Here is a 14,829-nt window from a genome sequence, read left to right on the forward strand (position 1 = left end):
CGATGTCCTCCCGTGATGCGCTTCGTTGATCAGTTGAATTTCAATTCGTCGGCGCCGATCTCGGCCAGATACGGCGCAAGCATGTCTGGCGTGACGTCCTCGACGCGCGGCGGCGACCAGGTCGGGTTGCGGTCCTTGTCGATCACGGCAGCGCGCACACCCTCGCGAAAATCGTCGCTGCGGAAGACTTCCAGCGCGGCGCGATATTCGCGCACCAGACATTCTTCGAGACTTGACGCCGTGCGCGCGAGGCGCAGCAGCTTCAGCGTCACCACCATGCCGCGCGGCGATTTTTCGCCAAGCGTCTTCAGTGTCGCCTGCGCAAACTCGGAGCCGTCGCGCTTGAGCGCCGCGATGATATCCTCCATGCGATCGAAGCCAAACAGTGCATCGATCATCGCCTGCTTTGCAGCCACCGGTCCTGCGGCATCGCCCGTCGCAAAGCCGTTGATGAGCTTGCTGACCTCAGTTGCGGTCACGCCAGAGCGAACCTTTGTCAGGGCTTCGCGCAGCTCCGGCCATTTGGCCGCCGGCACCACGGCATCGGCGAATTTCGCGTGAATCGCATCGGGGCCGTTCATGTTCTGGCCGGTCAGGCCGAAATAGGTACCGATTTCGCCGGGCGAGCGCGACAACAGCCAGGTGCCGCCGACATCGGGGAAAAAGCCGAGCCCGACTTCAGGCATCGCCAGCCTGGTGCGATCGGTGGCGACGCGATGGCTGGAATGACCGGACAGGCCGACGCCGCCGCCCATCACGAGACCGTCCATGAATGCGACGTACGGCTTCGGATACTTCGCGATCCGCGCATTCATGATGTATTCCTGGCGCCAGAACCGTGCGCCGAGGTCGCCGCCTTCGCGCGAGCTCTCATAGAGGCCGCGGATGTCGCCGCCTGCGCAGAGGCCGCGTTCGCCCGCGCCTTCCAGCACGATCACCGCTACGTCCGGATCGGTCTCGAACCTATCAAGCGCGACGTCGATGCCTTCAGACATCTCCAGCGTCATGGCGTTGAGCGCCTTGGGGCGGTTGAGCCGGATCACGCCCGCCGCGCCCTCGCGGCGAACGATCAGATCGCCTTCTTCTGTCATCGCGCGCCCTCGATCAGTTTGCGCGCCACGATGAGCCGCATGATTTCATTGGTGCCTTCGAGGATCTGGTGCACGCGCAAATCGCGCACGATCTTCTCGATGCCGTATTCGCTGAGGTAACCATAGCCGCCGTGAAGCTGGAGCGCCTGGTTGGCGACTTCGAACCCGGCATCCGTACCGAAGCGTTTTGCCATTGCGCAGAGCATGGTGGCGTCGGGGTCCTTGCGGTCCAGCGCGGCGGCGGCACGCCACAGGAGGGTGCGCGCAGCCTCGAGCTCGATCGCCATGTCGGCGAGGCGGAATTGCAGCGCCTGGAATTCGTCGAGCCGTTTTCCAAACGCCTTACGCTCCTTCATGTAGGCGCGGGCCTTATCGAGCGCGGTCTGCGCGCCGCCGAGCGAGCACGCCGTGATGTTGAGGCGACCACCGTCGAGGCCGGCCATCGCAATCTTGAAGCCGATGCCTTCCTCGCTCAGGCGATTGGCGACCGGCACGCGCGCGTTCTCGAAAATGACGGCGCGGGTCGGCTGCGCGTTCCAGCCCATCTTGCGCTCGTTGGCGCCGAAGGAGACGCCCGACGTGTCGCCGTCGATCACGAGGGTCGAGATGCCGCCCGGGCCGTCGCCGCCGGTGCGCACCATCGCAACCAGCAGATCAGTGCCCCCGGCGCCCGAGATGAACTGCTTCTGGCCGTTCAGCACATAATGATCGCCATCGCGCACCGCGCGGGTGCGCAGCGCTGCCGCGTCGGAGCCCGCGCCCGGCTCGGTCAGACAGTAGCTCGCGAGCAGCTCCATGGTGCAGAGCTTTGGCAGCCATTTGTGGCGCTGGGTGTCGCTGCCATAGGCATCGATCATCCAGGACGCCATGTTGTGGATGGAGATGAAGGCCGAGGTGGTCGGGCAACCCGTCGCCAGCGCCTCAAAAATCAGCGCCGCGTCGAACCGCGTCATGGCGGAGCCGCCGACGTCCTCGCGAATGTAGATGCCGCCCATGCCAAGGGCCGCGGCCTCGCGCATGACATCAACAGGAAAGTGCTTCTCCTCGTCCCAGCGCAACGCATGCGGCGCGATCTTTTCCGCCGTAAACGCCAACGCCATGTCGCGAACCGCGACCTGATCCTCGTTCAGAGCGAATTGCATCGTAGCCTCGCTCTTAAGAGGATCACTTCATCAGCGGGATCGAGAACTCTGCGCCTTCCTTGACGCCGGACGGCCAGCGCGAGGTCACCGTCTTGGTCTTGGTGTAGAAGCGGACCGAGTCCGGGCCATGCTGATTGAGATCGCCGAAGCCCGACTTCTTCCAGCCGCCGAAGGTGTAATAGGCGATCGGCACCGGGATCGGCACGTTGATGCCGACCATGCCGACATTCACCTTGGCCGCGAAGTCGCGCGCGGCGTCGCCGTCGCGGGTGAAGATGGCAACGCCGTTACCGTAATCATGCTCGGACGGCAGTGCCAGCGCTTCCTTGTAGTCGTGCGCGCGCACGACCGAGAGCACCGGGCCAAAGATCTCTTCCTTGTAGATCCGCATGTCCTTGGTGACGTTGTCGAACAGCGAGCCGCCGAGATAAAAACCCTTCTCGTAGCCCTGCATCTTGAAGCCGCGGCCATCGACGGCCAGCGTCGCGCCTTCCTTGACGCCGATGTCGATGTAGCTCTTGACCTTCTCGACCGCCTCGCGCGTGACCAGCGGACCGTAATCGGCTGACGGATCGATCGAGGTGCCGATCTTGAGCGACTCGACGCGCGGGATCAGCTTGTCCATCAGCCGATCGGCGGTGGTCTTGCCGACGGGAACGGCGACGGAGACGGCCATGCAACGCTCGCCGGCCGAGCCGTAGCCGGCGCCGATCAGCGCGTCGACGGCCTGGTCCATGTCGGCGTCGGGCATGATGATGGCGTGGTTCTTGGCGCCGCCAAAGCACTGGCAGCGCTTGCCGGTCTGGGCTGCACGCTCATAGATGTACTGCGCGATCGGCGTGGAGCCGACGAAGCCGATGGCCTTGATATCGGGATCGTCGAGGATGGCGTCGACCGCTTCCTTGTCGCCATTGACGACATTGAGGATACCGGCCGGCAGCCCCGCCTCGATCATCAGCTCGGCGAGCATCATCGGCACGCCGGGATCGCGCTCCGACGGCTTTAGGATGAAGGCATTGCCGCAGGCAATGGCGGGGGCAAACTTCCACATCGGGATCATCGCGGGGAAATTGAACGGCGTGATGCCGGCGACGACGCCGAGTGCCTGGCGCATCGAATAGATGTCGATGCCGGGGCCGGCGCCTTCGGTGTACTCGCCCTTCATCAGGTGCGGAATGCCGCAGGCGAATTCCGCGACCTCGAGGCCGCGCTGGATGTCGCCCTTGGCGTCGGGCACGGTCTTGCCGTGCTCGCGCGCGAGCAGCTCGGCGAGCTTGTCGTAATCGCGCTGCACCAGCTCGACGAACTTCATCATCACGCGGGCGCGGCGCTGCGGGTTGGTCGCCGCCCATTCCGGCTGCACAGCGCGGGCGCTCTCGACAGCCGCGCGGACTTCGGCCTTGGACGCCAGCGCCACCTTGGCCTGGACGTCACCGGTCATCGGCTCGAAAACGTCGGCGGTGCGGCCCGAGGTGCCCTTGACCTCCTTGCCACCGATGAAATGTCCGATTGAACGCATGGAATGATCTCCTTGAGGCCTGATCGCTTTGACAAATCCTATCGACCTGCATTTTATAGGATTCAAGTCTGAGATAATGCACCATAGATGTGCGAAAATGCTGGATCAAGGTCACATCGACTGGGACGACTTTCGCTTCGTGCTGGCCATCGTGCGGGGCGGCTCGGTTTCGGCTGCCGCAAAACAGCTGGGCGTCGACCATGCCACGGTGATCCGCCGCGTCGACCGGCTGGAAAAGCACCTCTCGGCCAAGCTGTTTGACCGCCGCAAGACCGGCTACCTCCTCACCGAGGCCGGCCAGCGCGTCGCCGACAGCGCGGAGGCGATGGAATCGACCATCGTCGCCAACCAGGAACAGGTCGGCGGCTCGGTGGCGCGGCTGACCGGGACGGTGCGGATCGGCGCGCCGGACGGGTTCGGCACCGCCTTCCTAGCACCGCGGCTCGCAGCCTTCGCCGACCGGTATCCCGATCTCGACCTGCAACTTGTGGCCACCGCGCGGCTGTTCAGCCTCTCCAAGCGCGAGGCCGATATCGCCATCAGCCTGACCATGCCGAAGGAAGGCCGCATCGTCGGTCGCAAGCTGCTGGACTACCGCCTCGGGCTTTATGCAGCGCCCGCCTATCTCGACCGCTTCCCGACAATCACCTCGCGCGACGTGCTGCCGCAGCATCGCTTCGTCGGCTACATTGAGGAATTGCTGTTCACCCCCGAGCTCGACTATCTGCCGCAAGTGTCGCCGCGGATTTCCGCGCGCTTGCGCAGCGCCAATCTGATCGCGCAGCTCAACGCCACGCTCGCAGGCTTCGGCATCGCGGTACTGCCGCACTTCATGGCGAGCGACTATCCGCAGCTTGTCGCGGTGCTGCCGGAGGAGGTCTCGATCACCCGCACCTTCTGGATGCTGATGCACGCCGACAGCAAGGATCTCGCGCGGATCAGGGCGGTGGCGGATTACATCGGCGAGATCGTGGAGCGCGAGCGGGCGTTGTTTGCGGGGCGGTGAAGCGGAATTCGTAGGGTGGGCAAAACGACGGGGCGCGAATGCGCGGCTCGTGGCGTGCCCACCGCGTCTATCGCAATCACGGAGAGATGGTGGGCACGGCGCAAGAGCGCCTTTGCCCACCCTACCGCATCTCAATTCTGCTTCGGCTTCTTTGCAGCCACAGCCTTCGGCTCACGCCGCGCGCCGTCGAGCGCACTGTCCTTGCCAGCCTTCAGCAGCTCATCCGAAAGCTCGCTGGAGCCGGCAATCCGCGCCAGCAGCATGGTCCCGGCCATCGTGGCGAGCGTCGCGATCGCCTGCTTGCGTGCGGCCTTGCGCGGCTGGCCGGGAATATAGTCGGCCATCATCTCGATCATCTCGTCGAGCTTGCCGACAAAGGCCTTTCGCGTCTTCGGGCTCTCCCGGGAGATCTCGGCGCCGAGCGAGGGGATCGAACAGCCGTGGCCGGGATTGTCGCGGTGCAGCGCAGAGAGATAGGTCTCGACGATCTGGGTCAACTGCTTCTCGGGCGCGACCTGATCGGACTGCTTGCGCCAGTGCTCCATCGAGCGATCCATGGCGTAGCCAAAGGCCTCGATCACCAGCGCCTCGCGGGAATCGAAATGCGCGTAGAAGCCGCCATGGGTCAGGCCCGCCTCCTTCATGAGGTCGGCGACGCCGATGCCGTGGGCGCCCTTTTCGCGCAGCCGCACAGACGCCTTCTTCACGATGCGGTCGTGGGTTTCCTGCTTGTGTTCCCGGGAATAGCGCATGTGGTTCTCATTGGATGTCGGAAATCATCTAATAACACGGATATCGGCCGAACGGCGCATTAATTCCCGGTAAAATTGTTGCCGATCATGGAAAAGGTTGCAGTTGCATGGACCGCAAGCGCCCCCTTGCCGTCGCGGACGAAGCCCTCGGTGTAGCTGGTCTGGCGCCCCAGCTTGATCACCTTGCCTTCGGCGGCGATCAGCCCTGACCGGACCGAGAGCGGGCGCAGGAAGGTCATCTTGAGATCGAGGGTCACCGACGCCTGCCCGGCCTCCAGCCTGGTCGAGATCGCACAACCCATGGCGGTATCGATCAGTGCCGCGGCGGTCGCCCCGTGCAGGAGGCCGATGGTGTTTTCGAGGTCCTCGCGCGGCTCCAGTTCCATCACGATCCGGCCCGGCTCGACCACGGCCATGACGAAGCCGATTAGCTTGGCGAAGGGCGGCGGCGGCAGGCCTCCGTCGCGGATCCCGAGCATGGCGTCCATTCCGGAAAGGCCCATGGCCACCTTCGCAACCGGCGCCGGAACCTGCCAGTCCACCACACGCTCGCGCCTTTGCGCGGGTGAGAACAGGTCGAGTTGATCGATGTCGGTCATAGCTGCCTCTTTGTATGATATATGTCATACTATGCCGCGGACTTCGTGCTGGCAACTCCGCCTCCCTGCCCGCTTGACAACCAGAGCGTTTCGGCCCGGAAGTGATCGCGACCGGCGCGCCCTTGCGCATGTCCAACAAAATTCGAGACCCAGCCATGGAAATGCTCAACAACCACTGCGGCGTGACGCGCGATGCGCGCGGCGTCGTCGACGTCACGATCTGCAACGCCGGCTCGCTCAACATCTTGGGCTCTCCCGTCACCGACGCGGTCCGCGAAGGTTTGCAGAAGCTCTCTTCCGATCGCAGCATCCGCGTCGTGGTGCTGCGCGGTCAGAGCGAGAAAAGCATGATCGGCGGCGCCGACATCAAGGAGATGGCCAAGCTCGACCAGAGGTCGGCAGAAGCCTTCATCAGCCGCTTGCGCGATCTCTGCGAAGCGGTACGCGCCTTCCCGGCGCCCGTGATCGCGCGCATGCCCGGCTGGTGCCTCGGCGGCGGGCTCGAGGTGGCGGCGGCCTGCGACTTCCGGATCGCCGCGCATGATGCGCGTTTCGGCATGCCGGAGGTTCGCGTCGGCATTCCTTCGGTGATCCACGCAGCGCTGCTGCCGCGCCTGATCGGCTGGGCCCGCGCGCGCTGGCTGGTGATGACCGCGGAGAACATCGACGCGCCGACGGCGCTCGCCTGGGGACTGGTCGATAAGGTCGCGCCGGAGGGCGAGCTTGATGCGGCCGTCGAGCACACCGTGAAGGCGCTGCTCGAATGCGGCCCCGAAGCGCTGCGATCACAGAAGGCGCTGCTGCGGCAGTGGGAGGAACTGCCGCTGACGGAGTCGGTGAACCTCAGCGTCAAGGTGTTCGGCGAGTCGTTCCTGACGGACGAGCCGACGCGGCTGATGCAAGCGTTTGTGAACCGGAAGCGGTAAAGCCACCCCCAACAATGCTGTCATGCCCCGCGAAGGCGGGGCATCCAGTACGCTGCGGCCTCTCGGCCCAATCACTGCCGCCTCTGGAATACTGGATCGCCCGGTCTTCGCCGGGCGATGACAGCCGTGTGAGGCGGTCGCTGAGCGGACAGCAGCAACCTCCTCCGATCGAACGAGCAATTCTCATCCGAATCACGACAATTTCTCATGCCCGGCGCCGTTGCATTTTTTGCACCGCGTCATATGATGATCATAATCTTACCGTCATCGCAGGAGTTTTTGTCATGGCCGAAGCCGCCGATCCCGTCGTCATCGTCTCCGCCGCCCGCACCCCGCTCGGCCGCTTCATGGGCGAGCTGTCGCCACTCACCGCACACAAGCTCGGCTCGCACGTGATCGGCGCGGCGCTGGAGCGCGCCAAGCTTGCGCCCGAGAAGATCGACGAAGTCTTCATGGGCTGCGTGCTGTCGGCCGGACAGGGTCAGGCCCCGGCGCGGCAAGCGGCGCGCGCGGCCGGCCTGCCCGATGGCACGGGCGCTACCACCGTCAACAAGGTCTGCGGCTCCGGCATGAAGGCGACCATGCTGGCGCACGACATCATCCGCGCGGGCTCGGCCGACATCGTCGTCTCCGGCGGCATGGAGAGCATGAGCAATGCACCCTATCTGCTGGCCAAGGCCCGCGGCGGCTATCGCGCCGGCCATGACCGCATCATCGACCACATGATGATGGACGGGCTGGAGGATGCCTACGAGACCGGTCGCTCCATGGGCGATTTCGGCGAGGCGACTGCGGAGGCCTATCAGTTCACCCGCAAGGACCAGGACGCCTATGCGATGGAAACGCTGAGCCGCGCGCGCAAGGCGGTCGAGGGCGGCGCGTTCAAGGCCGAGATCGCACCGATCACGCTCACCGAGAAAGCCGGGCCGCGCGTGATTGCCAATGACGAGCATCCGCTGAAGGTCGATCCGGCCAAGATTCCCGGGTTGAAGCCGGCGTTCCGCACCAACGGCACCATCACGCCGGCCGCCTCCTCTGCAAACGCTGACGGCGCCGCCGCGCTGGTGCTGATGAAGCGGTCACTCGCCGATCGCAATGGCCTGCCGGCGCTCGCCGTGATCAAGGGCCACGCCACGCACAGCCAGGAGCCACAATGGTTCACCACCGCACCAATCCCCGCGATCCGCAAGCTCTTGGACAAGGTCGGCTGGAGCGCCGGTGACGTCGACCTGTTCGAGATCAACGAAGCCTTCGCCGTGGTGGCAATGGCGGCGCAGCGCGATCTCGGCATCGCCAGAGACAAGCTCAACATCAATGGCGGCGCCTGCGCGCTCGGCCATCCCATCGGCGCCACCGGCGCGCGGCTGATCGTGACGCTGCTGCATGCGCTGGAGGCGCAAAACCTCAAGCGCGGTGTCGCCGCACTTTGCATCGGTGGTGGCGAGGCCACGGCGATCGCGGTGGAACGCCTCGCGCACTAACGCAGTAAGTCCGAAAATGAGGGAAGTCTGGCATTTTAGACTTCCCGCTCTTGTGCCAGACTGCAACAATGACGCGGGTGTTCGAGAGCCCGGCAACCACGATTGAGGGGCAATGATTTCGAACTGGCTCGCGGCAGCACTCGGCCGCCGCAATATCCACTACGGCTGGGTCATGGTCGGCGTGACCTTCTTCGCCGCGCTGATCAGCGCCGGTACGGTCGGCGCACCCGGCGTATTCATCGTTCCCCTGCAAAAGGAGTTCGGTTGGAGCACGGCGCAGATCTCGTCTGCGCTGTCGATCCGCTTCATCCTGTTCGGGCTGATGGCGCCGTTCGCGGCCGCGCTGCTCAATCGCTACGGCCTTCGTAACGTCACGCTGACGGCGCAGCTCATCGTCGTCTCGGCACTGGTGCTCTCGCTGGGCATGACTGAGATCTGGCAGCTCGTGGCGCTCTGGGGCGTCGTTATCGGGATCGGCACTGGCATGACTGCGCTGGTGCTGGGCGCCACCATTTCCACGCGCTGGTTTGCTGCGCGGCGCGGCCTCGTCGTCGGCATCTTGACCGCGAGCGTCGCCACCGGCCAGCTCGTCTTCCTGCCGCTGCTTGCAAGCCTCACCGAACACTTCGGCTGGCGGCTTGCGCTCGGCTTCGTCTGCATCATGCTCGGCGTCTCCGCGCTGGCAGTCCTGCTTGTGATGCGCGACCGCCCGAGCGATCTGGGCCTGCGCCCATTCGGCGACGAAGGCACTGAGCCCCTGCCCGCACCGCCCGTGAATCACGGCTCGATCACCGCCGTTGCACTCGGCACGCTGCGCGACGCCTCGAAATCGCGCGCGTTCTGGATCCTGTTTGGAACCTTCTTCGTCTGCGGCGCCTCGACCAACGGCCTTGTCCAGGTCCACCTGATCCCGATGTGCCTGGATTTCGGCATCCCGCAGGTGCAGGCCGCGAGCCTGCTCGCCGCGATGGGCATCTTCGACTTCTTCGGCACCATCATGTCGGGCTGGCTGTCGGACCGCTACGACAATCGCTACCTGCTGTTCTGGTACTACGGCCTGCGCGGGCTCTCGCTGATCTTCCTGCCCTTCAGCGATTTCTCGTTCTATGGACTCTCGATCTTCGCGATGTTCTACGGGCTCGATTGGATCGCGACCGTGCCGCCGACCGTGCGCCTCACCGCGCAAAAATTCGGGCCCGAGCGCGCCAATCTGGTGTTCGGCTGGATCTTTGCCGGGCATCAGCTCGGCGCCGGCACCGCCGCGTTCGGAGCGGGCCTGTCGCGGACGCTACTCCAGAGCTATTTGCCCGCTTTCTTCGTCGCCGGCGCGCTCTGCGTGTTCGCCTCGCTGATCGTGCTGGGACTGTCGCGGCAGCCGAAGCCGCAACCGAAGCCCGCGATGGCATAAGCGGCGCGTGTGACTGGGCCGGCGCGAGCCGGCTCAGTATTTGATGGTAGTGGTCACCCCGAACACCGCCGCGTCGCCGATACGCGACGTGCCGGTCGGATCGTTCGGATTCGGGATGCCGCCGGAGGGGCGGAACACATATTGGAAGTAAGGCGCCACCAGCCAACCCGGCTTGATGTGCGCCTCGTAGATCATCTCAATCAGAGTCTCGTTGCTGCGCACCGGGCTTGAGACGCCGCTGAAGAACTGCGTATCGAGATCGAGATTGCGGGCGGCGTTCGAAATCCGCATGTAGGCGATCGCCGCACCGAAACGATCGAGTGGGCGTCCCGGGACAAAGCCGACGAAGCCAATGCCGCCGTCCAGATAAAGATCGATCAAATTGCGATCCGGCGGGCTGTAGGCGATGCGGCCGAACGCGGTGACGCCCGGGATCGAGGCCGAGGTGGTGTTGTCCTTGACCTCCGGCGGGCGGTAAAGCACCTGCTCGATGACCGCGAAGATTCCGTAATTGCCATGGAGCTTGGCCGGAATGCCGCTTCCTGCGGGATCAGCGAGCGACAAGCCCTCCGCCGTGAAGCGCTGGCTGTCGAAGTCGCCATAATGTTTCCAGCCGCCGGGCGTGATATTGCCGGCGAGCGGACGCCCGCCGATGTCGATGTCGTAGTCGAACCGCACCTGCCCGATCAGCCACGGCGGATCGTTGACGCGAAACGCGAGGCCATGATTGTCGCGCGTCTGCGGATCACCGTCGCCGGGCGCCGCCGGATTGCCGTTGAAGACCGCACCGAAGGCCGTGATCCTGTCCGTTAGTGCGGCCTTGATGCGAAGGCCGGGCACCGCGATCGGCGGCGCCGGGCCGCCGGCCGGAAGGTTGCTGGCCTTGATGGCGGGCCAGCCGAATGTGCCATTGATGAAGAGGTCGTCGGTCTCGCTGTCGAAGAACTCGACATCCGCCGCCTGCTGGCCGGCCCTGATATTGAGCCTGTCGTTGAAGAAGCTCTGCTCGAAATAGGCGTTGTAGAGCCGCTGGTCGGGCAGCGCCTCGATCTCGCTGATGGTGGCGAGGTTGTAGATGTAGTTGCGCGTCAGCCCGCGCCCGTAGATCACGTAGCCGTTGGCATAGAAGCGGCCGCCGGTCCAGCCGACGAGCTTGTCGAGATCGGCGTCGACCGAGAGATCGAGCCGGCCGAAATGGATGGCGCCGCGCGAGACCCCGCCCGAGACGTTGCCGATGTTGTCGGCGATATAGGTCGCGCTGAAATTCAGCCCCTTGTCGGCGAGCCCGTCGTGCCATTCGTTGAACCATTTTGGGAACAGCCAGCCGGCCGCGCTTTCGTCCTTGGCGCCGGCGAACGCGTTCGTGCTTGCGAAAAGCAGGATCGCAACCACAATCGGGCTTCGCAACGGAGATGTTCGGGCAGTCCCACTCACGTCCGGCACCGGCTGGCATGCACTATTTTTTGAAGATGCCGGTGCGCCGCATGAACAGATAGGCGAGGCCAATCGAACCCACCATCAACGCCGCCGCCCAGAGAAATCCATCCTCGACATCGGTGAGCGGCAGACCCTTGGTGTTCATGCCGAAGATGCCGGTGATCAGCGTCGGCGGCAGCAGCAGCGTCGTCACGATCGACAGCGTATGGAGGTGCTTGTTGCTCTCCTCCTCGTTCTTGAAGCGCAGCTCCTCCTCGAGCAGGCGACTGCGCTCCCGCAGCTCGACGATGTCGTGATCGAGCCCATCCAGCCGCTGCGCCAGCTTGCCGGCTTGAATGCGCAGCCCCGGTGTCAGATGATCAGTGTTCTTCTGATCGAGGCGGTGAAACAGCACGCGCAATCCAGTCAGCTGACGATGCAGCCTGACACAGGTGCGGCGCAATCGGCCGAGCGCGCGGCGCATCTCCGGCTTGGCGTCGTCGGCGAGAATCCGTTCCTCGATGCCGTCGATCTCCTGCCCGAGCTTGTCGGCCATCCGGTCCAGCGTGTCGGCGACCTCATCGACGATCTTCTCTAGGAGATGGGCGACGTTGTCGACGCGGTAACCGCCTTCAAGCACACGGCGCGTGGCATCGGCCGAGCACAGCGCCTGGTGGCGGCCGCTGATCAGGAGATGCTCGGTCATGGCGAAGCGCAGGAACGCAGTCTCTTCCGTCGCACTGTCGATGTCGCGCACGAGATCGGAGAATACGCCGTAGACGCAGTGGTCGATGACGTGAAGCTGCTGGAACGTATCGTTCGAGAGCAGCAGCTCGCGCGCGAGCGGCGGCAGGCTGGATTCCGCGATCCAGGGACGGACGCGCGCATCGGTCAGGTTGAAGTGCAGCCAGAGCCGGCCGTCATGACTGAACTCGATCGGCCGGTCGATTGGCAGCGCCTCGGCGCTGCCGTCACTGTGCAGCCGGAACGCCCAGACCAGGCCGGGAGTGGCTGGCATAGCATCCGATATCGCGCTGACACGCTTTGCCGGCTCGGCCATGCTCACCCCCACGTCGATGCAGCCCGATTCCGGGGGCTGTCGGCAGCCTGCTCCGGATCTCTCGGGGTAGTCAATTACGCCAGTGTTACAGTTTGATGATGGGGCGCCCTACTCTGCGGCCAGCCCTGTCGCGGCCGCCGCATCGGCCTCCTTGACATAGTCGTGCACGACGCGGCCGAACGGCAGCGTCAAATCGGCGATGTAGTGATGCGCGCCGATGCACCGGCGGACCGGGAAATCCGCGACCGGCGCATTCACATGCGGCACCAGATGCAGACGGCCGGGTCCCATCCATGAGCCCTTCGGCACGATGTCGATGAGGTTGATCGCGACGAGCTGGCAGACCTCGAGACGGCCGTCGACGCCCGGGATCATTTTCAGATTCACTTGCGTCTTCGACAGCGTAGCGCGGGTGAGATCGCCGTTGCCGGCCATGCTCTCGTGCTTGTAGCCCATCGTGCCCATGGCGACGAGCTGGCCGGCATATTCCAGCGAGCCGGTCAGCGTATCCTTGACGATCTCGAGCTTGGGATGGGCGTATTTCTTGGGAAAGCCCCAGATCTCGCGGCCCGCCGCAATCGGCGGATCGTCGTCGAGATACATCTGCGAGACGAAGTTGACCTCCTCGCCGTGCAGGCGCGCCGGGATCACCAGACCGGACTCGGTGTAGCTGCCGAAGCCGGAGGAGTCCGGCATCTTGATCCACTCGTAGTGCACGATCGGCTGGTCGATCGGCTCCAGTGGTTCAGGCAGGCCGGCGCGGATCAGGTCCGGATCGGTCTCGTAGGTGATGACGAGGAATTCGCGGTTGACGAAGCGATAGGGGCCGGCCGGATAGCTCGGCCCCGCCGCCGGCATGGACGGAAGTCTCAGCAAATCTTCCCTGCGCATCGCTGGTCTCCTGTGTGATGTCTGTGATGCCTGCCCGGCGGCACTGAAGCTTATCCAAATTGCTAGCCGCCGTCATTGACCGCGATGTGAAGGATTTCCGTCAGCCGCACGACCCATTGCCATTCCCGCTGCAGTTGACGTGCATGCCGACGATGCATCGATGCCCGCTTTGTCATCACACCGTCACTGCGGGACGCAATCGTTTGGAAAAGCAGGAGGCATCACCATGGACGCCCGCACGTCGCAACCGACCCACCAGACGCGTCAGCCTCTCGCGCGGGGCTGGCGCCCCGAGCGTTGCGATCGCGTCGCGCTGGTGCTGCAAGGCGGCGGCGCGCTCGGCGCCTACCAGGCCGGCGTCTATCAGGCGCTGCACGAGGCCGGCATCGAGCCCGACTGGGTCTGCGGCGTCTCGATCGGCGCGATCAACTCCGCCATCATCGCCGGCAACAAGCCGGGGAAGCGGCTCGACCAGCTTCGCATCTTCTGGGAGCGCATCACCAACCGCAAGATCTGGAACTACACGCCCGACGGCGACGTCTTCCGGCAATGGCGCAACCTCTATAGCTCCTGGATGACGTCCGCGATGGGCCAGCCGGGCTTCTTCAGCCCGCATCAGGTCAATCCCTGGTTCAGCCCGGTCGGCGCCAGGACCGCGACCAGCTATTACGACACCGCGCCGCTCAAGGAGAGCCTGCTGGAGCTCGTTGATTTCGATCTCATCAACGAGAAGAAGGTCCGCTTCGCGGTCGGCGCGGTCAACGTGCTCTCAGGCAACTTCATCTATTTCGACAACGCCCATGACGAGATCGAGCCGGAGCACATCATGGCCTCCGGCGCGCTGCCGCCGGCGCTGCCGATGGTGCGGATCGGCACCGATCATTTCTGGGACGGCGGCATCGTCTCCAACACGCCCCTCCAGCATTTGCTCGACCAGGAGGACGCGCTCAATTCGCTGGTGTTCCAGGTCGACCTGTTCAGCGCCCGTGGCGTGCTGCCGCGCTCGATCCAGGACGTGATGGCCCGCCACAAGGACATCATGTATTCCTCGCGCACCCGCCACAACACCGACGTCTATCGCCGGACCCACAATCTCAAGGTCCAGCTCTACAAGGCCTTGGCGAAGGTCCCCGACGAGCACCTGTCCGACGAGGATCGTAGCCTCAAGATGAGCCTGCGCAACATGCCGGAGATCGCGATCCTGCATTTGATCTACCAGCAGAAGGCCTATGAGGGCGACGCCAAGGACCACGAGTTCTCGGGCACCTCGATGCGCGAGCACTGGACAAGCGGCTACGAGGACACCAAGCGCACACTGAAGCGCCGCGACTGGATCAAGATGCCCGACGAAGGCATGGGGCTGGTGGTGCACGATGTACACCGGGAGACGGAGAGCGCGTAAGGCGCGCCCTCCGCGGGACGGCTAAAACAAAAAACGCGAAAACAACCCCATGCACAGTAGCCGGCGGCTGGTGGATCAATGACTTAGCGCGTACGCAAGGCGGTTTGACTCGTCGGGCAAAACAGGAGCAGCATGC

13 protein-coding genes are annotated in these 14,829 nt (G+C 64.5%); 5 read left to right on the forward strand and 8 right to left on the reverse strand.

Annotated features, from left to right (window positions below; translation table 11 throughout):
• Window positions 1-29: 29 nt before the first annotated feature.
• The 3 genes from ABIB73_RS04020 to ABIB73_RS04030 are packed head-to-tail and all read right to left on the reverse strand — an operon-like array spanning window position 30 to window position 3,752.
• Window positions 30-1,091 (reverse strand): enoyl-CoA hydratase/isomerase family protein, encoded by a 1,062-nt coding sequence (locus tag ABIB73_RS04020; RefSeq protein ID WP_354221633.1) that lies wholly within the window; start codon window positions 1,089-1,091, stop codon window positions 30-32.
• Entirely contained in the window at window positions 1,088-2,233 is a 1,146-nt protein-coding gene (locus ABIB73_RS04025; protein WP_354221635.1) for an isobutyryl-CoA dehydrogenase, read from the reverse strand. The genes ABIB73_RS04020 and ABIB73_RS04025 overlap by 4 nt, the downstream gene beginning before the upstream one ends.
• Window positions 2,234-2,255: 22 nt before the next feature.
• Window positions 2,256-3,752 (reverse strand): CoA-acylating methylmalonate-semialdehyde dehydrogenase, encoded by a 1,497-nt coding sequence (locus ABIB73_RS04030; protein ID WP_354221637.1) that lies wholly within the window; start codon window positions 3,750-3,752, stop codon window positions 2,256-2,258.
• 97 nt (window positions 3,753-3,849) lie between these two features.
• Between ABIB73_RS04030 and ABIB73_RS04035 the strand changes: the two genes are divergently transcribed.
• Entirely contained in the window at window positions 3,850-4,758 is a 909-nt protein-coding gene (locus ABIB73_RS04035) for a LysR family transcriptional regulator (RefSeq protein ID WP_354221639.1), read from the forward strand.
• A gap of 131 nt (window positions 4,759-4,889) precedes the next feature.
• Here the strand turns inward: ABIB73_RS04035 and ABIB73_RS04040 are convergent, their stop codons facing one another.
• The gene (locus tag ABIB73_RS04040; RefSeq protein ID WP_354221641.1) at window positions 4,890-5,510 is read right to left on the reverse strand and encodes a TetR/AcrR family transcriptional regulator; all 621 of its coding nucleotides are present in this window, start codon (window positions 5,508-5,510) and stop codon (window positions 4,890-4,892) included.
• Between the two features lie 59 nt (window positions 5,511-5,569).
• Window positions 5,570-6,109: a PaaI family thioesterase gene (locus ABIB73_RS04045; protein ID WP_354221643.1), complete on the reverse strand. Its 540-nt coding sequence runs from the start codon at window positions 6,107-6,109 to the stop codon at window positions 5,570-5,572.
• Between the two features lie 155 nt (window positions 6,110-6,264).
• Between ABIB73_RS04045 and ABIB73_RS04050 the strand changes: the two genes are divergently transcribed.
• The 3 genes from ABIB73_RS04050 to ABIB73_RS04060 all read left to right on the forward strand — a co-directional run bounded on the left by ABIB73_RS04050 (window position 6,265) and on the right by ABIB73_RS04060 (window position 9,924).
• The gene (locus ABIB73_RS04050; protein WP_354221645.1) at window positions 6,265-7,035 is read left to right on the forward strand and encodes an enoyl-CoA hydratase; all 771 of its coding nucleotides are present in this window, start codon (window positions 6,265-6,267) and stop codon (window positions 7,033-7,035) included.
• A 284-nt stretch (window positions 7,036-7,319) separates the two neighbouring features.
• Window positions 7,320-8,516, forward strand: a complete 1,197-nt coding sequence (locus ABIB73_RS04055; RefSeq protein ID WP_354221647.1) for an acetyl-CoA C-acyltransferase — start codon at window positions 7,320-7,322, stop codon at window positions 8,514-8,516.
• Window positions 8,517-8,628: 112 nt separating this feature from the next.
• Window positions 8,629-9,924: an MFS transporter gene (locus ABIB73_RS04060; protein ID WP_354221649.1), complete on the forward strand. Its 1,296-nt coding sequence runs from the start codon at window positions 8,629-8,631 to the stop codon at window positions 9,922-9,924.
• A 33-nt stretch (window positions 9,925-9,957) separates the two neighbouring features.
• On the opposite strand, the gene ABIB73_RS04065 is transcribed toward ABIB73_RS04060, so the two are convergent.
• The 3 genes from ABIB73_RS04065 to ABIB73_RS04075 form a co-directional block, all read right to left on the reverse strand.
• On the reverse strand, window positions 9,958-11,331 hold the full coding sequence (locus tag ABIB73_RS04065) for a carbohydrate porin (RefSeq protein WP_502918386.1): 1,374 nt from the start codon (window positions 11,329-11,331) through the stop codon (window positions 9,958-9,960).
• 49 nt (window positions 11,332-11,380) lie between these two features.
• Window positions 11,381-12,400: a transporter gene (locus ABIB73_RS04070; protein ID WP_354221653.1), complete on the reverse strand. Its 1,020-nt coding sequence runs from the start codon at window positions 12,398-12,400 to the stop codon at window positions 11,381-11,383.
• Between the two features lie 108 nt (window positions 12,401-12,508).
• Window positions 12,509-13,291, reverse strand: a complete 783-nt coding sequence (locus ABIB73_RS04075) for an acetoacetate decarboxylase (protein WP_354221655.1) — start codon at window positions 13,289-13,291, stop codon at window positions 12,509-12,511.
• A 226-nt stretch (window positions 13,292-13,517) separates the two neighbouring features.
• On the opposite strand from ABIB73_RS04075, the gene ABIB73_RS04080 reads away from it, so the two are divergent.
• Entirely contained in the window at window positions 13,518-14,693 is a 1,176-nt protein-coding gene (locus ABIB73_RS04080; RefSeq protein WP_354221657.1) for a patatin-like phospholipase family protein, read from the forward strand.
• The last annotated feature ends 136 nt before the right edge of the window (window positions 14,694-14,829 follow it).

Source organism: Bradyrhizobium sp. F1.4.3 (genome assembly GCF_040548375.1).
GTDB lineage: Bacteria > Pseudomonadota > Alphaproteobacteria > Rhizobiales > Xanthobacteraceae > Bradyrhizobium.